Origin of the sequence: Conexibacter sp. DBS9H8 (genome assembly GCF_023330685.1) — a bacterium.
Lineage (GTDB): Bacteria > Actinomycetota > Thermoleophilia > Solirubrobacterales > Solirubrobacteraceae > Palsa-465.
On the sequence record NZ_CP097128.1, the window covers coordinates 528529 to 548461 of the forward strand.

Genomic DNA, 19933 nt, shown 5'->3' on the forward strand with positions numbered 1-19933 from the left:
TCGCCGGTCCGCGCGACAGAATGAGACCATGACCGGCGCGAACAGACCGCCGTCCGAGCCAGGATTGACAATCAGCGGCGGTCGGTTGCCGGGGCCTGTGACGAAGCTCCTTGAGGATTGGCGCACGATGGCGCTAAAAGCATCTGGGAGGCACTCGGCCGCGTGCGACAAGTACGAGCGATTGGACTCCTTCTATGGCGTCGGGAGTACTGTCCTGACCGCGATTGTTGGCTCGACGATCTTCGTCACCTTGCAGAAGACGGCTAGTGAGGCAATCCGGATCATTGCCGGCTTAGTGGCCGCTATCGCAGCCGTCGCCTCTGGGATCCAGACAGCGGCTAAGTACGGTCAGCTGGCGGAGCGCTACCGACAGGCCAGCCGCCATTACGCCACGGTGGCGCGGCGCATCGACGAACTCCTGGCGGTACCGCCACCCGCTGGACAGTTGACCAGCGTCCTGAATCAGCTGCGCAAGAGTCTCGACGACGCTGGGGCGATGGCACCCAACGTGCCGCCGCGGATCTGGAGAGTGAGTCCCAACGAAGAACATCGTCTCGCCTTTCCGTCCCACCACGACGCGCTCGACCAGGCGCGCCACGAGGCTGGCGCGCAGAGCGCCGAGAAGACGGAGTAATGGACTGGTCCGCCGGTGTAGCAACCGGTCTCGCCCGTGCCGGTTGGGTCCCCTGACCGGACCCCGTCTGTCGCCAAACCAGTTGCCGGCAGGTTGCCACCGCCTTGACGAATGCACTCGTGAGCCACAGCGAAGGACGCCCGCGAACTGCGCCGTGGGGACCCAAGGCATAGGCTGTGCTCGTAATGCTTCTAGTGATCTTCGGCGCGGGCGCGTCCTTTGACAGCGCCGACGTTCCGCAGATGCCGGTTAGACCGTGGCTGCGGCCTCCCCCGCTTGCAAAAGAACTCGCCGATAAGCGGTTCAACGAGATTGCGGCAGAACTACCAAACTGCTTGCCGATCATCGACCGGCTGAGACACCGCATGGCCGACAATCCAGACGCATTCTCGCTCGAGACAGAACTGGCGAAACTCACAGAGGCGTCGATCGACTCCGCAGAGCGACGCCAACAACTAGCCGCCTTCCAGATCTACCTCCACCGCGTCGTCGCGAAAGCCAGCAACGAATGGATGAACGCAACCGCAGGACTGACCAGATACCTCACGCTCCTGAACTACATCTACGACTGGCACTGCCAGACGGGCATGGCAGTGCGACTGGCGACGTTCAACTACGACCTGCTCCTCGACGCCGCCGCGGCCGGCCTCGTCGCAGACTGGCGTCTCTACACCTTCGAGGACTACATCAGCCGCAGCGACTTCCGACTTTTCAAGCTCCACGGATCTACGTCCTGGTCACGAGTGCATCACTTCAACCGCCACACCAGATCCGTGTCGGCCGCCATGGAACTCGCGGCCGCCAACCAGCTCGGCGAAGGCCTGCTCACAGCCGACCCACCACGAGAAGACGCCCTCTCCTCGCATGATCCCGACGCGGGGCATACGACCTACTCGGTCGCTCTTCCTGCGATCGCGATTCCGATGGAAGGAAAGACCACCTTTGAGTGCCCGGAGCCCCACATCGCTGCTCTTCGTGCCGACCTGCCGGAGGTAACACAGCTGCTTATCGTGGGATGGCGGGCGGCCGAACCACATGCCGTCGAACTCCTTGCAGGGTCCGCGCCGCAGGAAGGACTTCACCCTGCCTACGCGCTAGGAATCGTCAGCGGCAGCGAGCAGGACAGCGAGGAGACCCTTCGCAATCTCAACCCCGTAGCGGCTCGCGGACGGCTCGCATTTACAGAGGCCGGCGGCTTTTCCGCCTTCATAGGGAATCTGGGAGCGCACATGACCGCGCTGCACGACGCGACCCCGCGCGGCAAGCCCTGAGTACGTATTCAGGGGGTCGCGCAGGCGTTTTCGGGTTGGGGGCGTAGTTATGGAGCGTGAAGCGTGAGGAGTTGCGTGAGGCGATCGGTCGTGATCCGGAGTCGGTGATCGATCTCGTGTTCTCGTTGATGGCCAAGGTCGAGGAGCTCGAGCGTCGTCTCGCTCAGAACTCGTCGAACAGCTCGCGGCCCTCATCGTCAGATCCTCCGGACGCTCCGAAGCGGCCGGCGAGGAAGCGGTCGGGCAAGAAGCGTGGCGGGCAGTCCGGTCATCAGGGCCGTCATCGTGAGATGGTCAAGGATCCGGATGAGATCGTCGAGCATGTGCCTCAGCGCTGCTCGGGCTGTGAGGGTGATCTGGCTGGTGGGGAGCGGGTCGGCGGTCCGGTCGCTCATCAGGTCTGGGAGCTGCCGGTTGTGGCGTGCTCGGTGACCGAGCATCGCCGTGCCCGGGTTCGCTGCCGATGCTGTGGCAAGGCGACGCTCGCGCCGATCCCAGAGGGCGTGCCGGTCGGGGCGTTCGGTCCGAATAGAACTATGGGCAACCACCAGCAGCTTGGTGGCCGCGCCCGTTCCTAGACAGCGGACCGCGACGAACACAGGGTCATGAGGTAGCCAGCCCTCGCATATCAGTCTGGAATCGCATCCGCACGACTGAGCGCCTGGTCTCGCGCCGTCCCGGGAAGCCCGCCCCTCCCAGCAGACCCCGCCCGCTCAGACGGAGAGTTCCGCGCGGGCACTTGATGTCATGAAGGGCGGTCGGGCCCGGTGACTCGATCCGCGTGGCCGCTCCTGGCGGCGGCGCGGGAGGTGGCCGGTCCTCGCTCCCGAATTGCAAGTTCGACGCTGCACGGATTACGGCCGTGCGGCTGGACAACCCAAGAGGAGGACCGGCCGTGGAGAACGCTACGCGTTGGATCGGTATCGACCTGCACCGCCGCCGCTGACAGATCGCGGTGCTCGACGAGCAGGGCGAACTGACCTTGTCCAAACGGATCGTGAACGACCGTGACACGTTCCGGGAGTTGCTCGGCGACCCCGCCAGCGCGCATGTCGTGCTGGAGGCGACCTACGGCTGGGAGTGGCTCGCGGAGCTGCTCGAAGAAGCCGGCTATGACCTGCACCTCGCGCACCCGCTCCGCACCCGGGCGATCGCGGCCGCCCGCGTGAAGACCGACGCGATCGACGCCAAGACCCTCGCGCAGTTGCTGCGCGCCGGGTTCCTCCCCGAGGCGTACATCGCGCCGCGCGAGCTGCGGGACCTCCGCGAGCTGCTGCGGCATCGCGCGACGCTGACCCGGATGCGGTCCGCGATCAAGAACCGTGTGCACGCGATCCTCGCCAAGCACGGCATCGCGAACGAGTACTCCGACCTGTTCGGCAAAGGCGGCCGCGAGTTGCTCACCAACCTTGAGCTACGCGACGCGCCACGTCGCCGGCTCGACAGCCTGCTCGCGTTGATCGAGGACTTCGACCGGGAGATCAACGACACCACGACCGAGATCGAGCAGCGCGCGAAACTCGATGACCGCGTCGAGGTGCTGACCCAGATCCGCGGGGTCGGGCGCTACACCGCGATGCTGATCGTCGCCGAGGTCGGCGACGTGCACCGCTTCCCGACCGCGCGGCATCTCTGCGCCTGGGCCGGCCTCACACCCAGCGTCCGCTCCTCGGACGGGAAAGCCCGGATCGGGCACATCACCCGGCAAGGCTCGCCGGCGCTGCGCTGGGCGCTTGTCGAAGCCGCGCAGAAGATCACCACCGGATCAGGACCCTTGCGCGAGAAATACGAGCGGATCGCGAAACGGCGCGGCGCGAAGATCGCGAAGGTCGCGATCGCCCGGGAGATCCTGACCCTTGCCTTCTACGGACTACGCGACGGAGAGATCCGTTGCCTAGCGCGCCGCAGCCGCGCGAGCGCGAAAGAGAAGCTGGCGGCCGCAGCGTGAACCGCCGCGCGCTCACAAGCAGCAAGGCTTGCGCCCACGACCACGGCGCGATGCGCACGCTCGGGCGAGCTCGACGTTTGTCATGGCCTCGCTAGCACCAGGACGGCCGCCCACTTGATTGAGCCCCCGAGCACCGCAGGACACACTGGTCCGCCCCGCGCGACCGGATGGATGACTGGAGCACGCTCCACAGCCGGACCGCCGTCAGCGACCCGGCCCCCGACCACCCGCGCCCCCTGATGACCAGGCAGGCGCCGCCTGCCGCTCCGCCACCAAGATCAGACCCGGTCCCACGACGCCCGCACGACGGGGCGCGGCAGCACGCTCACCGACACCCACTCGCCGATCACCACCACGCCACGACAACAGCCCAGAACTACAGGCGATCAGACGAAGATCAGCGGCTCCGAGGCACGAACGTCAAAAACGGCCGAGCGCCTCTTGACTTCAAACCGCCCTTCATGGATGACTTCAAACCGCCCTTCATGGATGACAAACAGACCTCCATATCAGTTCTTGATCGTAAATCGGTAGCGGCGCAAACCCGGATGGCCCGGGCGGATGAACCTCGGAACTCTGTACCAGAAAGACTTGCCGGTATCACGTTCGCGCGGGAAGCCACCAAGAACTACGATGAGCTCGTCGCCGATCTCGTAGTGACCGCTGGCGAAGGTGGGCTCGAACTGGCCTAGCCCACGCAACTTCATGTCCCAGATTCTGTCGCCAGCCTCGACGGCGAGCATGGCTTCGCCACCCTGATGCGTGAGCAGTCGGGTGGTGATGTTGATGTTCTCATCGAGGAGGGCGAAGAGTTGTATTGGTGCGAAAACTTCTATTGGGCGCCGGTCGCCGCGGCTGTGAATCTCACCTGGGAATGCGCTGAGGCCCGCAAGTGGCAATGAAAGGCTGAGGGCGGGACTGATCCGTGCTATGTCGGTGGACGCGGCAAGCGCAGGGTCGCGACCCGAGATGATCGCCTCGATTGACGCGGGGACGGTGGACTCCCCGTGCGTAAGGCGGGCGATGGTTTCGAGTACGTCGTGTTGGAATTTCGCCACGACGGCCTCCGTCTCGGCCATGCGCGCCGCCATTACACTGACCGAGTAGTCGAGTTTCTCGTCGGTCGATGCGGCTTGCGTCAGGCCAACGATCTCGAGGACGGACGCATCGCTTGGAATGGCACCGGCGGCTAGCAGTTCGGTGGTGATTCGGGCCGTGAGGCCAGGACGCTCGTCGTAGTCACCACCCACGGTGAGGTATGTGATGTCGTCGCCGAACTCGAGGACTGCAAACGCTTGCTGGGCTCCGTCGATCTCAAGCGTTCCGGCAGCTAACGAAGTGTCCTGACCGTTCCCGCCCTTGACTTCGGTAAACGTGGCGCCGGCGGCTTCCCAGACGGCCCGTGTCATCGCCAGGGTGGCGGCGACGCTGCCTGAGGCGCTGGATGCCCCGGGCTGCCAATTGATGGTGGCGGTGGTCATGGCGCGTACTCGTGAAGCGATTGGGCGATCTTTACGAATGCGATCGACAGCTTCACAACATCTAGATTATCGGCAGGCACGAGAAATTCGCCCAATTTGCGCCAGAAGACCTGCGGCCCGTTCCAATTATCGGGCGCTTGGAATGACCAAAATTCGAAGCCACGGTCGCTGGGGGGCAGACGACCGCGGTGCGCCTGCGCAGCTGGGTCGAGGCCGAATACCGGAGGTTCGCCCCAAAGCTCGCCGCTGAGGACTTGCTTCACGATGGTGGTCGCGTTCTGCGTGCCTGAGACGAGCCTATAGAACGGGCCGTGAACTGAACGTGTGTCGTATCCGACTCTGGTCACGCGCTAGATCCGTTCATCGCGCATGCGTTTTAGTGGGTTGGGCGGACGATGTCACGCCAGGGTGCGGCGCCCGCAGGTACCCTGACTCGTGCGGAAACCAGCGCGAGCGCTTTTGTCTTCTGGCTAACCGGCGCGAGGTGATTGCTTTGGCGACCGTCGGTGGGCGGGCTCGGCTGGCCGCTACTGACTCAGTGCGCTCGGCCACGCTAGGACTTCCTCTGGCGCAGATAGGCAACGACGCTCGCGGCGCCATCTTGCCTTGGAGGAATCAGCGCTCCGATGGTCCATTTTGCGATCGCGCTGAGCCCGGCTGCGGCTACGGCACTGGTCGTGCCGCCGAGGGCCGCGCCGGTCGCGCCCGCCGCTGCCACGCCAGAGGCGAAATCGACTGAGAGCTCCGGTCCAGTGCTGAACAGACGACGTATTGCTTTCGCTTCGTCTCGAACGCGACGCTCCACCGGGCCAAGTGCATCCTCGAGTACCTGCGCACTATCAGCCGCAAAATCAGCGCCGCCCGCTGGGATTGTAGATAGTCCGCGCGCCGCCTGACGAAGCGCGATTCGCCAATCCTCCATCGCTCCTTCTTTGATCCTGAGAGTGCTCACAGCGTCGAGCGTGAGCCCATCGAGCAAAGGAAGTTCGGAGGCGTGGAGGGCGGCGAGTACTTTCAGATCCGTTCCGGTTATCCGCCTCAGTTCGTTCTTCGCGGCCTGGCACCGCAGCTCGAATAGACGCCAATCGGTAGCTGACGGCGGTACGTACGCGGCACCAGCAGCAGCCGCCACAGCCAGCGTCTTGTTCAGATAGTAAGAGGGGTTGCCGCCAATTTCGAGTCGCCGGTCCTTGTCGCTCGCCAGGCCACCGGCGCCGGAGAGGCTTTGTTGCATTCCGCGGGTGGAGTTCCGAGTCACTGGCTGAACGTCAACTGGCGCCTGGACCGCTTCAATGAAGGCGTCATTGCGAAGGTCATGCCGGACTGCGCTGAGAATGCCGTCTTGCGCGCGAATGACGAGCTGCAACTGCGGAACCAAGACTGCGGCGCCCGCGGTGACTAAGGGCTCCACACTGTGAAGCGCCGGCACCGCCCACCGCAGCACCGCGACGTTGCGCTCTCTATCGCTCTGATTAGCGACCCAACCGTCGTTGATGAGAATGTGCCCCTCGGAGCTCGCCACCGCGGCGCCGTTCCTGTATCGGACCACGTCAAGTGGTTGTATGCGGGAGCGGTCTGCGCAGAACCAATCGGCAAGTGGATCGTGAAGGACCACCTGATCCGCGTACAGCAACATCGTGGCCAAGATTTCTCGAGGCTGAGCAGCGGCGAAGTGACCGCCGACCCAGGCTCCAAGGTCCACGCGAAGCCGAGGGCCTTCCGGGGCGCGCCAGGTCACGTCGGTAGAAGTGGTGTAACGAGCGCCTGAGGTCGGAGCGGTTCCGACCACCGTGGTGCTCATGCTCGTCGGCTCAACCACGAGTCGTTCGAGAAGGAGACACCACGATGGTCGTAGAGCAGAGCATGACGGTTGCTGATGTCGTTGCCCAGGTCGGTGATGGGCGGTTGGAGGACTTTCTGCGCGCGGCGGTCTCGCTTGTCGCGAGGGAGATCATGGAGGCGGAGGTGTCCGTCGAGGTCGGTGCTGGCCGGGGTGAGATCGCGCCGGGGGCCAGGGTCACGCATCGGAACGGGTATCGGTCGAGGGCGTGGGAGACGCGGGTCGGGGAGATCGATCTGTTGATCCCGCGCAAGCGGTCGGGGGACGCGTACTTCCCGTCGTTCTTGGAGCCGCGTCGCCGTGCTGAGCAGGCGATCGTGGCGGTCGTGATGGAGGCGTACGTGAACGGCGTCAGCACCCGGAAGGTCGACCGGTTGGTCGAGCAGATCGGTGTGGAGGGGATGACCAAGGACCGGGTCTCGGCGATCTGCCGTGGGCTGGACGGGCAGGTCAAGCAGTTCCGGGAGCGGCCGCTGCTGGGCGCGTATCCGTATGTGTGGCTGGATGCCAAGCACGTCAAGGTTCGTGACCAAGGCCGGGTCGTGTCCAAGGCGCTGGTGGTCGCCTATGCGGTGCATGAGACCGGTTGCCGGGAGGTGATCGGCCTGGACATCGGCGAGGTCGAGTCCGGCGTGTTCTGGACCGAGTTCCTGCTCTCGCTCAAGCGGCGCGGGTTGGCCGGCACGCAGCTGGTGATCTCCGACCAGCACGAGGGGTTGAAGGCCGCGATCGCTCGCGTGTTCTGCTGCCCGTGGCAGCGCTGCACAGTCCACTTCTGTCGGGACATGGTGATGCACTGCCGTCGTGACCAGCGCGGGCTGGTCGCCGCCGCGCTGCGGGAGGTGTTCAACGCCGAGAACCAGGCCGACGCACGAGCCCGCGTGACGCAGGTGATCGAGAAGCTGACCGGCACCACGCCGAAGGTGTGCGCGCTGTTGGAGGCCGCCGAGGAAGACCTGATCGCGTTCTACGCGCTGCCCGCCGATCACTGGGTCAAGCTGCGGTCCACGAACCCGCTGGAGCGGGTCAACAAGGAGATCGGCCGCCGCTCTGACGTGGTCGGGATCTTCCCCAACGACGCCGCGGCGATCCGCTTGGCCGGCGCGCTGCTCGCCGAGCAGAACGATGAGTGGGCTGTCGCTCGCCGCTACCTGTCGGTCGAGTCGATGGCGCTCGTTCTGACCGGCCCGCAGGACTCGCCCGTCGAGCTGATCACGCCCGTGGTCGAGGAGCTACCGGTTGCGGCCTGACCCCACCACGATGACGCGCCCGCGCGTGACGGCCTTCGGCCTCGCCCTCCGGGCTCGGCCTCAGGCCGACACGCGCGGCAAGCTCGGAAGGAGGCCGCTGCTCAGCCGGAGCTGAGACACGAAGTCGCTGACGAGCGGGTTACACCACTCAATCCGACTTGACTGCGCGCCAGCTCTGGTAGTGGGTCTGCACCGCGTACGCCAGCTCTGCGATCTCGTCAACGGTGAGCTCTTCAAGGCGGCCTGCGCTTAGGTCCGGACCGAGTACTTCTCGCAGCATGTCGACGATTGTGTTCTCCACAAGCCCATGATGCCGAAGCGTCCGAGCCTCGCTCACCGACTGTTCGTCGGCAGTGGTCGCATGAGCGGCGACCGGCATCCGTTCGCCTTGTGTGACAACAGCACGACGGCCAGCCGGGGGAGCGGCCACCCTAAGAGCCTGTCTCAGTTACCCCGAGGAAGGTCGATTGAGATCGGCGTCGTACGTGGTCTGCAATGCAAACTTATGTAGACCAGCTACAGGAGCCGGCTGACGCGGTTGTGGGGAGCGAGATCGTCGAGCGGCCGGTCACGATGGCAGGGATCTTCAGGATCCCTGACCCGATGTGGGAGCGGATCGCGCCGTTGATCCCGGCGCCGGCGAAGGTTCATCGGTTCGGGGGTGGCGCGCCCCGTATCCCGCGGACCGGGTCGTGCTCGACGCGATCTTCTTCGTGCTGCGCATGGGCTGTCAGTGGCATGCGCTGGATGCGACCGGGATCTGCTCAGGCGCGACTGCGCACCGTCGCTTTCAGGAATGCGAGCAGGCCGGGCTCTTCGATGCGTTGTGGGCGGCGGCGCTGGCTGACTATGACGCGGGCGTGGGGCTCGATTGGTCGTTCATGTCGATCGATGGATCGATGGGAAAAGCCCGCTGGGAGGCGGTGCTACGGGCCCGAACCCGACCGATCGCGGGAAGCTCGGGGTCAAGCGCAGCGTGATGACCGACACCGCCGGAATCCCTGTCGGGGTCGTGATCGACGGCGCCAACCGCAACGACTGCAAGCTGTGTGAGCAGACGATCCTGAGCATCCCGGTCCCACGGCCCGCGCCGACCCCCGAGCAGCCCCAAGGAGTGTGCTTGGACAAGGCCTATGACCACCAGTTCGTCCGTGAGATCCTCACCAACCTGGACCTCACCCCGCACATCCGCAGCCGCGGCGAGGAAGCCAAAGACCTCCGAGACGATCCCATGCGCCGCGCGCGACGCTGGGTAGTGGAGCGGATCCACTCCTGGATCAACCGCTACAGAGCGATGCTGGTTCGCTGGTCTGAGAAGACCGAGAATCACGAGGCGCTACTGAAGCTCACGCTCGCGCTGATCACGTGGCAACAACTCGGGGTTCTGGGGTAACTGAGACAGGCTCTAAGGCTAAGGCCAGGCTATTCCTTCTACCTACAGGGGGCTCTAAAGCGGACGATCGCTTCGGCGACGATCCGCTGGCGCGGCCGTGCCGTCCACGGACGAGTCCTCCGCCACGGTAGCGCTCGCCCCGCATCCCGCGCAAAGCGCGACTGGCGGGGATGGCTCCAACATGTCCGCGCGGATGCGGATGTAGGCCTGCACGCTGGGCGTACTCCTTGTTCAGGCACGGCTGCTCCACGTGCTGGGGCGCTCCTGGGCTGCGACAGCGGTGGTGAGTGCTGCGTTGGACTTGGAGTGGCCCGTTGGGACGATCGGGTGCGGGTCTCACTTGGCACGGGCGATGGCACCACCCGCGTTAGGTCAGTTAGGGTCGGTCGGCGGACCGGCGACAGCGAGATGGTCCGCGGTTGGCGGGCCGGCCTGGGAGACCGGCCCCTGTCCTGTCAACCGATGGCGCTCTTCGCGCTCGATGAGGCTTGCATTGTCTCGGGGCTTACCGGGGTGATTTCGCCGACCTCGATCCCACCGCCGATCTGGATCAGCGGGCAGGCGGAGGCGAGCTCGATCGCCTGCTCGGTCGTTTCGGCGGTGATCACGCTGTAGCCGGACAGCTTCGTGCCCGCGCCGGTGACGCCGACCGTCTCGCGGCTGAAGATCGGGTTGCCGAGGTCCTCCAGGTGGGAGCTGATCCCTTGGAAGTAGCCGCCCCATTCGGCGGTCGAGACGCCGCCGGGCTCATAGTCGGTCGGCGCACGGAAGCTGAACAGATAGCTGGGCATGGAGCCCTCCTGGTGTCGGGCCGGCTCGTGCCGGCGTTTTTGGGTGCCTATAACCGGTCAGACACCAGTTCGGGCGCGCAGGGGTCGCTTGGGAGCCCGAGCCGTCCCATGTACGTCGGACCGATGAACCACGTCAGCGCGGCGATCTGCGATCCGGTCAGCGTCAGCACCAGCAGGCCCACGGGCATCGCCAGCCCGGTGGCGGGGGCGATCCGGTAGACGCCGAGCGCTGGCTGGAAGTTCACGCGGGCCGGCAGCACACGCGCTGGCATTCCCGTGCGCCACTCGGCAATCGCCGCCAGGAACCGGCCGATCGGGCCGGGCCCGTGATACTCGTGGTTGGCCGGCGGCATCCGGAACCAGGCGTGCTCGGTCACCAGCGCGACCATGCCGTCGATGTCGTCGGCGACGAACGCCTGGACGAAGCGCTCCAGGAGGTCGCGCTCCTCCGGCGATCGCGCCGCCGGCGGGGTGAGCCGGTCGGGCAGCTCCTCGGCGAGCGTCGTGCGGGCCCGCCGCAGCGCACTCTTCACCGCGTCGACGCTCATCTCAAGCATCGCCGCCGTCTCGTCTGCGCGGAAGCCGAGCACGTCACGCAGTACGAGCACCGCGCGCTGGCGCCCGGAGAGCTGCTGCAGCGCGCCGAGGAACGTGATCTCGACCGACTCTCGCGCCTCGTAGCGGGCCGCCGGGCCGGGGACGGCGTCGGCCAGCCAGCCAAGGCGGTCCTCGGGGTAGGGCTCGAGCCAATGCGGGTCGGACATCCGGGTCGGCGCGGGGATCGGAAACGGCGGTTCTGGGGCCACCGGAGGCCGGCGTGACGCGTCACGCAGCGCGTTCAGGCACCGGTTCGTCGCGATCCGGTACAGCCAGGTTCGTAGGCTGGCCCGACGCTCGAACTCGGCGAGGCTGCGCCAGGCCGCCAGCATCGTCTCCTGGAGGACGTCCTCGGCGTCGTGCAGCGAGCCGAGCATCCGATAGCAGTGCAGCTCGAGCTCGCGGCGCAGTGGGTCGGTCAACTCGCGGAAGGCGAGCTCATCGCCGCGCGAGGCTCGCTCAAGCAGTGGGGTGCTCAAGATCGTGATCATTGTTTCTCTTGACACCGCCACGCTCGGAAAAGGGGCGCGACACGTTTGCGCCGCCGCCGGTGTCTGCACCTCCAACCAATCGAACCGGAGGTGACCTGTGATGCAGAAACCAAAGCTGGGCGCGGTGCTGGGCCTGACCTCGGCCGCGTATTTCATGGCGGTGCTGGACGCGCTCGTCGTCGTGACCGCACTGCCGCAGATCGGCCACGACCTGCGGGTCGGGCTGCCGACGCTGCAGTGGACAGTCAACTCGTATGGGATCGCGGTCGCGGCCGGGATTATCAGCGCCGCCGCGCTCGGCGACCGATTCGGGCGCCGCGCCGTGTTCCTCGCGGGCGTCGGGGTGTTCACAGCCGCCTCCGCAGGGTGTGGCCTGGCGGGCAGCGGCGCGCTGCTGATCGCCGCGCGGGCGGTCCAGGGGCTCGGCGGAGCCGCCGTGATCACCTTGAGCCTGACGATCCTGACCGACGCGTTTCCGGCCGAGCGCCGCGGCACCGTCATCGGGCTGTACGGAGGCCTGTCGGGGCTGGCGGTTGCGTGCGGCCCGCTGGTCGGCGGCAGCGTCACGGAGGGGCTTGGCTGGCACTGGATCTTCTGGATCAACGTTCCGATCGGCCTGCTCACGGCGCTCGGGTCGGCGCGGCTTCTGCCTGAGAGCCGAGGCCCGCGCGAGCCGATCGACACGCGCGGGGTGGCGCTGGTCAGCGCCGGGTCAGTCAGCCTCGTGTGGGGGCTGGTTCGCTCGGCTGCGGCCGGCTGGGGCAGCGCCGAGGTGATCGGCGCGCTCGCGGCCGGTGCTGGACTGCTGGCCGCGTTCGTCGTCTGCGAGGCGGTGGTGGAGGCCCCGATGATCCCTCTGAGGCTGTTCCGCAACCGCACATTCGCGGCGGGCAGCGCGACCCTGTTCCTGATGTCGGGCTCGATCTTCGCCGCGGCGTTCCTGATCATCCAGTACGTGCAGCTGGCCCGCGGCTACTCACCGGTGATGACCGGGGTGCGGCTGCTGCCGTGGCTGATCACGCCGATGTTCGTCTCACCAATGGCCGGGTCGCTAAGCGACCGGATCGGGCCGCGGCCGCTGATCGCCGCCGGCCTCGCGCTGCAGGCGGCCGGCTTCGGCTGGCTGGCGACGCGCGTCGGTTCGGGCGTCGGGTACGGCGAGATGGCGGTCACGCTGCTGCTCGCCGGAGTCGGGATCTCGATGGCGTTGCCCACCGCACCGACGGCGATACTGAACGCGGTCGCGCCTGTCGAGCTCGGCAAGGCCTCCGGCGTCGCGACCACGATGCAGCGGTTCGGAGCGGTCTTCGCGATCGCGATCGCGAGCGCCGTGTTCGCAGGCGCCGGCGGCCTCGGGTCACCAGCCGCTGTGATCTCCGGTCTGCAACCGGCGCTCGCTGTCTGCGCCGGCATGTCGTTGCTCGGTGCGCTCGCGTCACTAGCGCTGGCCCCGGGTGTGCGCCCGACCCGGTCACAGCAGCCCCCGGGACCATCAATCGCCCCGGTCCTCCCCAGCAAGTCGGCGACACGCTGACACGGCGTCAGCCAAACCACGATCAACCGAAGTGGCTCGACCGTTCCGCCGCGCGTCGCGCCGGCGATCTCGATCTCGTGATCAACCCCGAGGACAAAACCGTCATCACGGGCACAGGACTCGCCGGCGACTGCCACGCCGGACAAGAGCACTCGGCCGAGCCGACGCTGACGAACGCGACGCCACTAACCCGAGCGGCGGCTACGGACTGGCGGTCACCCTTCGCGCACCGAGAACGTTACTGAAGCTGGACGGAACCGCACCTAGACGTCGCGTCCTGGGATTACCACCAGCGCAACCGTCGGGACCCCGAGCGCCCGGCTGGCCGTCGCTCGCCCTGCTCGCCGCGCAATGCGCAACCGCTGTGGGCGCGCCGGGGAGATCCGTCTCGAGAGCAAAGGAGGTTCGATCGACTGCGCGCCGATCGGTTCCCCTCAGCAGCCAGCGAGCCACTCGGTCCGGGTGATCCAGTACACATCAACGTCTACCGGGCCCCGCGCTTCGGTTCCCGGCAGGGTGGCGGTGCGCTCCAACTTCATCCCGATCCGCTGAGCCACGCGTGCGGAGGCGGTATTGGTGCTTTGCGGCACCGAGCACACCTCATTCAACCCAAGCCTCTCAAATGCGCCGTGCAGCGCGGCCACGGCACCCTCGGTCGCGTATCCCTTGCCCCAATGGTCGGGGTGCAGCCGCCACCCGATCTCGACCGCAGGCATCCTGTCGGCAGGGATGAGGTCAGGCAGGAACGACGGCATAGAGAGACCGAGATAGCCGATCACCTCCTGCTGCTCGATCGTGCGCACGACCCACAGCCCGAACCCGAATCGGTCCCAGTGCTCGATAGCCCTGGCAACGAACCCGGCCGTCCAAGCCGCATCCATCCCACGCCCTGAAAGGGAAATAGCGTTCAGGCAGCCACCAGCCCTGCCGTTGACGTTGTTTGGAGCGTGACGGTGTGTCCGAGACGTTGGAGCTGGTCGACGAGCCGTCGGGTCTGGCGTTCGGGGTTGCGGGCGGTGAAGTGGTCGGGGCCGAGGTCGCGGTAGATCTCCCCGGTGGTGAGCATGTGCCAGATCGCGCAGATGATCGAGTGCTTGACCGCGCCGATCGCCTTGTTGTGCCCGCCTTGGGCTTTCTTGCGGCGGTAGAGCGTTTGGAGGTAGGAATCGGTGGTGCTCGTCGCCGCCATCGCGGCTTCTTTGAGCGCGATGTTCAGCCATTTCGAGCCTTTTCGCGTCTTTCCGGATCGTCGTTTCCCGGCCGACTGGTCGTTGCCAGGACACTGCCCGGCCCATGACGCGAGATGCTGGGCGGAGGGGAACACGCTCATGTCAAGGCCGATCTCGGCGATCACGTTTTGCGCGGTCCGCTCACCGATCCCGGGGATCGTGCACAGCAGCGTGACCGCGCCCGGCGCTAAAGGGCCAAGCTCGCCTCGATCGCTTCCGACAACGCGAGGATCTGGGCGTCCAAGAAGTCGAGATGCGCCAGGATCGACCCGATCAACAGTCCGTGCAACGGTTCAAAGCGGCCTTCCAGCGCCTCCCGGAGCTCCGGGAGCTTCGCGCGCATCCGGCCTTTCGCGAGCTCTGCGAGGATCGTCGGGTCGGTCGTTCCGGACACGAGCGCGTCGAGCATCGCCCGGCCGGACTTGCCGAGCAGGTCAGACGCGACGCAGTCGAGCTTGATGTTGGTGTCCTCCAACGCCTTGTGCAGCCGCTGCGCTTCGCGTTGGCGCTCGGCGATCTGAGTCTTGCGATACCGAGTGAGCTGCCGCAGATCGCGGATCGGCTTGGGCGGCACGAAGTTCGCCTTGAGCAGCCCGGCCTCCGCGAGCTGGCACAACCACGCGGCGTCGGAGAGATCGGTCTCGCGACCGGGAACCTGCTTGACGTGCCGGGCGTTGACTACCTGAACGCAGTGACGAACTTGTCGGCTGGTGGCCTTGCGGGGCGGGGATTGAGTGCCGGATCGTGATCTGGTCCTCGCCGACGAGCACCTCGCGGACGAGCAGCCGCACGATCTGCTGGCGGTCCTCGATCGTAAGCTGCTGGGCGTTGGTGCCGAGACGCGCGCGGAAGCTGTCGAGCGTCTCGGTCAGCTGGAGGTAGCTCTCGGCGTCGTGCAGTTCGGTGTCGAGCGCGTCGAGCTCGGCTTGTAGGGTCTGCTCGCGCTTGCGTAGCGCGGGCGAGCGGGCGCGGAGCTCGTCGAGGGAGATCAGCTCTTCTTGGTAGGCCTCGATCAGCCGCTCGACGGCCCGGCGGGCGCGCACGAGGTCGCGCTCGAGGTTGTCGCGGCGGTGGCTGGCAGGATGCTCGACACGCACGCTCTCGAGTCGCCGCTGGATCTCGGCTTCGATCAGCGATGGGTCGTTGAGCAGGCGCAGCACCTCAGACCAGACGATGTCGTCGAGCTTGTCCTGGCGCGCTGGCCGGTTTGTGCACACCTGTCCATGGATACGTCGTGAGGCGTCGGTACCGCCGCAGCGGTAGTAGTGGTAGACGCGGCCTTGCCGGGTGGTGGTCTGCGCGCGGTGATAGGCGTAGCCGCAGCTCGCGCACACGACGATCCCTTGCAGCAGCGACGGTTCTCGGGTGTTGCGCGGCGAGAGCCGCTGGCCCTGCCCGAGCCGATCGGCCGCCAGCGCGAAGGTCGCCTCGTTGATCAGCGCCGGCACCGGGATCAGGATCCACTGCTCGGCGCTGACCCGCTCGCACGCTGCCCCGCCGTGCCGTTCGCCGCGTTGGCGGGTGGTGCGGGTCACACGCGCGCGCTTCTCGGTCATCCGCGTCTTGCCGTAGGCGGCTTGCCCGGCGTAGGCCGGGTTGCGCAGCATCGTCCAGATCGTCGACTGGCTCCAGCCGGCAGCGCCGGTCCGGGTCGGCACGGCACGCTCGGTCAACGCGCGCGCGATAGCGCCGACCGACTCGCCGGCCTGCGTGTAGCGATCGAAGATCTCGCGCACGATCCGCGCTTGGGTCTCGTCGATCTCCCAGAACGCGTCGGCATGCTCGGTCTTCTTCACATACCGGTAGCCGTAGGGTGCGCGGGACATCACCGACACCGCCCCGGCCCTGGCGCGGTGCAGCGTTCCGCGCCGGGTGCGCTCGGCGATCTGCGCCCGCTCGTACTCCGAGATCATCCCCTGAAACTGCCTGAGCAGCTCGTCCTCCGGCGAGCCGGATCGCTCCGGCTCCTTCGCGAACACGACCTCCACGCCTGAGCGCGCGAACTCCTCCAGCAGAAGCACCTGATACGCGTAGCGGCGCGCGAGACGATCCGGCGCGTGACACAGCAGCACCTCGAAGCAGCCCTCCACCGCACGATCGCGCAACCGCTCCAATGCCGGGCGGATCAACGTCGCGCCGGAGATCCCCTCATCCTCGAACACGAGATCCTCCACCACCGCCAGACCGCGCTGCTCGGCCAGCTCACGCAGCACGGACAGCTGACTCTGGATCGTCTCGGCCTGACGCTGACGCTCCGAGGACACCCGCGCGTAGATCGCCGCCACCCGCGTCCTGTGATCGTTGCCGTTGCTCATCGCTCAACTCCGTTCCGGTTCGCTCAACCTCAGTCCGCCGACGCCGCTCCGGCGCCAGCAACCCGTACGCCTGCGCGACACGAACGCCCGCCAGTCGATCGCCGCCGAACTCGACCTCAACGCGACGCGCCACCCCGCGCACCCCTCTCCACCCGCTCCACGCGCTCCAACCCGGCACACAACGCCTGCGCGGTCGTCGCGCTCAAGCTCATGCCGCTGAGCGCCGCCGCGTCGCGCACCCGGGTGATCAACGACTCCGGGAGCCGAACCGTGAACACCGCGGCGCGCTCCGGCACCCGCACACCAGCCGGATACCGCCGCGCCGCCTGTACATACCTGCGCGCCTGACGCTCCGACAGTCCGTGCTCGACCGCCAGCGCCCGCACCGCAGCCGGCGGCGAGGACTCCCCAAGCAACGCAACCGCCCGATTGACCCGCACCGCGTACTCGTCCAAGTGAGCTCGACGCTCCGCCATCGGCCACACCCATTCTCCGCCTCACGACCGATCCCTCCCCACCGACCGATCGAACTCGAAGTTCGCAACTGTGTTCAGGGGGCCTTGACCAGCAGCAACTCGAAATCGTCCTCCAGCACATGCCAGATCGGCTTCCAATACACGCCGGTCGCTTCCATCGTGACCTGCGTCACCCGATGCGCCTTGAGCCAGTCGGCCAGGACCAGCAGCCCTCGGACGGTTGTCTTGAACTCCTGGACCCTCTCCACCCTGACGCCGTCCTCGCCCGGCACGCGCACGCACGCCGTGACCTGCGCCTTGTGGACATCAAGCGCCGCTGGACGCTCGACGATCACCTCCATCACAACCTCCCGCTTCGGACCGATCAACCGGATCGCCGCCCGCCAAGAGGCCTTCGAAACAGACGAGTCTGAAAAGCGTGCTCATGGCAACAGTCCCGGGATCCGGGGAAGACCCCCACGCCAAACTAACCGCGGGCTCAAGAGCACCATAGGAGGAGGGGCGTCAGGCAGGCGAACCCGCACATCCTCCAACATTTCCACCCGCCCCGAGCGGCGAAGCCGCCAGGAGAACTAACGGGAACTCCCAAACCGCCTCATTTGCGAACACGGGTGCCAACGCTTCGGCGTCATCGGGCACGACACGGACAAGCCGCAGTCGCTCCGTCAGCGTGTCACCAAGCGGCGCGAGGATCACTGGCGCTTCTGAAGCTCCCACGCGAACCAGACTACGAGACTGTCGCGTCGCGGCCAGCCCACGATGAACGCCCGCCGCGTGAAGGAGGCGGCTCGGCGCCATGGATCGGGAGGGTCGCGGAACAACCGATGCGCGTCTCCGGCCGTCGCCGCGTCCGCAGAGCGTGGCGGTCAGCGCAGTGCCAGGCGCGAGGCCTCTTCAGCGTTCAGCAGGAATCGACGAACCTCCGTGCGGCTGGTCAGCGATACCCACCGGCTGTCGCTTTGCGCGGCATAACGGAGGCGCTGCGGTTCGTGCCGCGTCCAGGACCAGAGCAGGACCGACCGCTCAGGATCCCGAGAAAGCGCGTTGCGTAACGACTCACGGTTGCCGTTCCACAGTCGCTCGCGCAGCAACCCGCGCCGCGCGGTTCGCCACGCTAACTGGCGCATCACCGTGACGCGAGGAAAGTCGAGCCAGATCACGGTGTCAGCGCGAGCTCGGACCAGATCGCCGCCCTTGGTCTCATAGTTGCCGTCTGCCACCCACGCGCCTTCGGCCGGGCAACGGATATCGAGTTCCCAGCGCATCTCATCGGCCGGCAACGCAGTCCAGTCGGGGCCGTGATGGATCGCATCCAGCTCAACGTGTGCAACGCCAAGCGCAGCAGCAAGGCGCCCGGCCAACCACGTCTTACCCACGCCAGTCGAACCCACGATCGCCACCCGTCGCACAGCAAAGATGATCGCAACCCGCGCGGAAGGGGGAAGTTTGGTCGGCCGGCGGTCTGCGGTCGTGCAGCGACGAAAGCAGGGGTATCTGTGAGCGCTGGCGAGCGCTACTCTTACACGGCCCTGAGAGCTGCCTGCGCGGCGGCCGCGGTGATTTCGCCTGCGACGAGGAGCGGCTTGGTGTCTCGGGTTGCGCGGGCGATGACGAACGCTCCTTCGAGGGCGCTGAGCATGGCTAGGGCCAGGTCGCGGGCGGTCGCGGGCGCGGCGCCGGCAGCGCTGAAGCGCTCTGCGCCTGCGTTGATCCAGCGCTCGAACACCTCCGCGCAGGCAAGGCGCAGTGTCTCGCTGCTGCTGGAGACCTCAAGCGCGACCGTAGCGATCGGACACGCGTCGGCGTAATCGGACTCGACCAGGTGTGTGGCGGCGCCGGCAAAGAAGTCCCGCACGCCTGTGACAGGGTCCGCCGCCTGGTCGAAGACCGCCGGGATGAGCAGCTCGTAAAGGGTACCTGAGGCGCGGATCGCCTCGGCGCCGAGCTGCTCCTTGCCGCCGGGAAAGAAGTGATAGAGCGAGCCGAACGGGGCCCGTGCCATCTCGGCGATCTGTTTGACGCCGGTCGCGGAGTACCCCTGGCGGCGCATCAGTTCGGCGCTCGCCTCGACGATCCGCTCTCGCGTGCTGGGCACCCCCGGTAGCCTATCGCTAGAACGATCACTCTAGTCGGGAGGCGGGGATGCAGACATGGCTTGGCAGGAAGCTCATCGGCTACGTGATGGGGCGCACCCGGCAGGGCGACGTCCGCCCGACGCTGCTGCTCGACCACCCCGATGTGCGCCTCACCTTCCCGGGCTCCAACTCCTGGTCAGGCACCTTCACCGGCAAGCCCGAGGTCGAGCGCTGGCTTCGGCGCCTCAGCGCCGTTGGCCTGCAGACCTTTCCTGATGAGGTGATCGTGCAGGGTATGCCGTGGCGGACGACCGTGTGCGTGCGCGGACACGACCGCCTCGACGCCCCCGACGGCACCCGCGTCTATGAGAACCGGTTCGTCATCTGGGGACACATGCGCTGGGGGCGCCTGCGCGACTACGAGGTCTACGAAGACACCCACAAGCCCCACGCACTCGACGACTACCTCAAGACACACCAGCCCCACCTCGCTGCGCCGTGACCCGGCAGGAGCGGGTCTGCGCCGAGGACCGCTGCTCAGAGAGGGTGAAGCCCGGATTTTGACTCGAGGTCCAACGCGGGAGCGACCACTGCGTCATAGATCGCGG

General features: G+C 66.8%; 19 protein-coding genes and 4 pseudogenes. 8 read left to right on the forward strand and 15 right to left on the reverse strand.

The annotated features are described in order from the left end of the window. The first annotated feature begins 28 nt into the window (after positions 1-28). From M3M55_RS02545 to M3M55_RS02560, 4 genes are all read left to right on the forward strand, one after another. Positions 29-634, forward strand: coding sequence for an SLATT domain-containing protein (locus M3M55_RS02545; protein WP_249011258.1), 606 nt, complete (start codon positions 29-31; stop codon positions 632-634). Positions 635-819: 185 nt separating this feature from the next. Continuing rightward, on the forward strand, positions 820-1905 hold the full coding sequence (locus M3M55_RS02550; RefSeq protein ID WP_249011259.1) for a hypothetical protein: 1086 nt from the start codon (positions 820-822) through the stop codon (positions 1903-1905). Between the two features lie 56 nt (positions 1906-1961). Beyond that, positions 1962-2483: a DUF6444 domain-containing protein gene (locus M3M55_RS02555; protein WP_249011260.1), complete on the forward strand. Its 522-nt coding sequence runs from the start codon at positions 1962-1964 to the stop codon at positions 2481-2483. A 377-nt stretch (positions 2484-2860) separates the two neighbouring features. After that, positions 2861-3853 (forward strand): IS110 family transposase, encoded by a 993-nt coding sequence (locus M3M55_RS02560; protein ID WP_249011261.1) that lies wholly within the window; start codon positions 2861-2863, stop codon positions 3851-3853. 509 nt (positions 3854-4362) lie between these two features. Here M3M55_RS02560 and M3M55_RS02565 read toward each other — a convergent pair. From M3M55_RS02565 to M3M55_RS02575, 3 genes are all read right to left on the reverse strand, one after another. Beyond that, positions 4363-5334, reverse strand: a complete 972-nt coding sequence (locus M3M55_RS02565; protein WP_249011262.1) for a hypothetical protein — start codon at positions 5332-5334, stop codon at positions 4363-4365. Next, positions 5331-5681: a hypothetical protein gene (locus M3M55_RS02570; protein WP_249011263.1), complete on the reverse strand. Its 351-nt coding sequence runs from the start codon at positions 5679-5681 to the stop codon at positions 5331-5333. Before M3M55_RS02570 ends, M3M55_RS02565 begins: the two co-directional genes overlap by 4 nt. Before the next feature lie 206 nt (positions 5682-5887). Beyond that, positions 5888-7135, reverse strand: coding sequence for a hypothetical protein (locus M3M55_RS02575; protein ID WP_249011264.1), 1248 nt, complete (start codon positions 7133-7135; stop codon positions 5888-5890). 62 nt (positions 7136-7197) lie between these two features. Between M3M55_RS02575 and M3M55_RS02580 the strand changes: the two genes are divergently transcribed. Next, positions 7198-8424, forward strand: a complete 1227-nt coding sequence (locus M3M55_RS02580) for an IS256 family transposase (RefSeq protein WP_249012438.1) — start codon at positions 7198-7200, stop codon at positions 8422-8424. Between the two features lie 148 nt (positions 8425-8572). On the opposite strand, the gene M3M55_RS02585 is transcribed toward M3M55_RS02580, so the two are convergent. Beyond that, positions 8573-8725, reverse strand: coding sequence for a hypothetical protein (locus tag M3M55_RS02585; protein ID WP_249011265.1), 153 nt, complete (start codon positions 8723-8725; stop codon positions 8573-8575). Between the two features lie 272 nt (positions 8726-8997). Here M3M55_RS02585 and M3M55_RS02590 point away from each other — a divergent pair. Continuing rightward, positions 8998-9817 (forward strand): annotated as a pseudogene (locus M3M55_RS02590) (IS5 family transposase). A 455-nt stretch (positions 9818-10272) separates the two neighbouring features. Here the strand turns inward: M3M55_RS02590 and M3M55_RS02595 are convergent. Together M3M55_RS02595 and M3M55_RS02600 are read right to left on the reverse strand one after the other, a co-directional pair. Then, the gene (locus M3M55_RS02595) at positions 10273-10608 is read right to left on the reverse strand and encodes a hypothetical protein (protein ID WP_249011266.1); all 336 of its coding nucleotides are present in this window, start codon (positions 10606-10608) and stop codon (positions 10273-10275) included. A 47-nt stretch (positions 10609-10655) separates the two neighbouring features. Then, positions 10656-11696, reverse strand: a complete 1041-nt coding sequence (locus M3M55_RS02600) for an RNA polymerase subunit sigma-70 (RefSeq protein ID WP_249011267.1) — start codon at positions 11694-11696, stop codon at positions 10656-10658. Between the two features lie 100 nt (positions 11697-11796). On the opposite strand from M3M55_RS02600, the gene M3M55_RS02605 reads away from it, so the two are divergent. Next, positions 11797-13230: a DHA2 family efflux MFS transporter permease subunit gene (locus tag M3M55_RS02605; RefSeq protein ID WP_249011268.1), complete on the forward strand. Its 1434-nt coding sequence runs from the start codon at positions 11797-11799 to the stop codon at positions 13228-13230. A gap of 434 nt (positions 13231-13664) precedes the next feature. Here M3M55_RS02605 and M3M55_RS02610 read toward each other — a convergent pair whose 3' ends face one another. The 9 genes and pseudogenes from M3M55_RS02610 to M3M55_RS02645 all read right to left on the reverse strand — a co-directional run bounded on the left by M3M55_RS02610 (position 13665) and on the right by M3M55_RS02645 (position 19345). Beyond that, entirely contained in the window at positions 13665-14111 is a 447-nt protein-coding gene (locus M3M55_RS02610; protein ID WP_249011269.1) for a GNAT family N-acetyltransferase, read from the reverse strand. 26 nt (positions 14112-14137) lie between these two features. Then, positions 14138-14629 carry a transposase gene (locus M3M55_RS02615; protein WP_371878791.1) on the reverse strand — a complete coding sequence of 164 codons (492 nt, stop codon included), beginning with the start codon at positions 14627-14629 and terminating at the stop codon, positions 14138-14140. A gap of 17 nt (positions 14630-14646) precedes the next feature. Then, positions 14647-14934: a hypothetical protein gene (locus M3M55_RS02620; protein ID WP_249011271.1), complete on the reverse strand. Its 288-nt coding sequence runs from the start codon at positions 14932-14934 to the stop codon at positions 14647-14649. A 48-nt stretch (positions 14935-14982) separates the two neighbouring features. After that, positions 14983-15093: pseudogene (locus M3M55_RS17510) on the reverse strand (hypothetical protein); the annotation flags it as partial. 535 nt (positions 15094-15628) lie between these two features. Continuing rightward, positions 15629-16774 (reverse strand): annotated as a pseudogene (locus M3M55_RS17515) (recombinase family protein); the annotation flags it as partial. Positions 16775-16890: 116 nt separating this feature from the next. Next, positions 16891-17229, reverse strand: a complete 339-nt coding sequence (locus M3M55_RS02630; RefSeq protein WP_249011273.1) for a hypothetical protein — start codon at positions 17227-17229, stop codon at positions 16891-16893. A gap of 101 nt (positions 17230-17330) precedes the next feature. Then, a pseudogene (locus M3M55_RS02635) lies at positions 17331-17591 on the reverse strand (transposase); the annotation flags it as partial. Positions 17592-18116: 525 nt separating this feature from the next. Further along, positions 18117-18650 (reverse strand): hypothetical protein, encoded by a 534-nt coding sequence (locus M3M55_RS02640; protein ID WP_249011274.1) that lies wholly within the window; start codon positions 18648-18650, stop codon positions 18117-18119. Between the two features lie 119 nt (positions 18651-18769). After that, positions 18770-19345: a TetR/AcrR family transcriptional regulator gene (locus M3M55_RS02645; protein ID WP_249011275.1), complete on the reverse strand. Its 576-nt coding sequence runs from the start codon at positions 19343-19345 to the stop codon at positions 18770-18772. Positions 19346-19392: 47 nt separating this feature from the next. Between M3M55_RS02645 and M3M55_RS02650 the strand changes: the two genes are divergently transcribed. Continuing rightward, on the forward strand, positions 19393-19827 hold the full coding sequence (locus M3M55_RS02650) for a nuclear transport factor 2 family protein (protein WP_249011276.1): 435 nt from the start codon (positions 19393-19395) through the stop codon (positions 19825-19827). Positions 19828-19933 lie beyond the last annotated feature (106 nt).

Coding starts and splice junctions, on each gene's coding strand:
- M3M55_RS02565 (WP_249011262.1), bottom strand. CDS start 5,334: ATGACCACCGCCACCATCAATTGGCAGCCCGGGGCATCCAGCGCCTCA.
- M3M55_RS02575 (WP_249011264.1), bottom strand. CDS start 7,135: ATGAGCACCACGGTGGTCGGAACCGCTCCGACCTCAGGCGCTCGTTAC.
- M3M55_RS02545 (WP_249011258.1), top strand. CDS start 29: ATGACCGGCGCGAACAGACCGCCGTCCGAGCCAGGATTGACAATCAGC.
- M3M55_RS02600 (WP_249011267.1), bottom strand. CDS start 11,696: ATGATCACGATCTTGAGCACCCCACTGCTTGAGCGAGCCTCGCGCGGC.
- M3M55_RS02550 (WP_249011259.1), top strand. CDS start 820: ATGCTTCTAGTGATCTTCGGCGCGGGCGCGTCCTTTGACAGCGCCGAC.
- M3M55_RS02605 (WP_249011268.1), top strand. CDS start 11,797: ATGCAGAAACCAAAGCTGGGCGCGGTGCTGGGCCTGACCTCGGCCGCG.
- M3M55_RS02580 (WP_249012438.1), top strand. CDS start 7,198: ATGACGGTTGCTGATGTCGTTGCCCAGGTCGGTGATGGGCGGTTGGAG.
- M3M55_RS02595 (WP_249011266.1), bottom strand. CDS start 10,608: ATGCCCAGCTATCTGTTCAGCTTCCGTGCGCCGACCGACTATGAGCCC.
- M3M55_RS02610 (WP_249011269.1), bottom strand. CDS start 14,111: ATGGATGCGGCTTGGACGGCCGGGTTCGTTGCCAGGGCTATCGAGCAC.
- M3M55_RS02650 (WP_249011276.1), top strand. CDS start 19,393: ATGCAGACATGGCTTGGCAGGAAGCTCATCGGCTACGTGATGGGGCGC.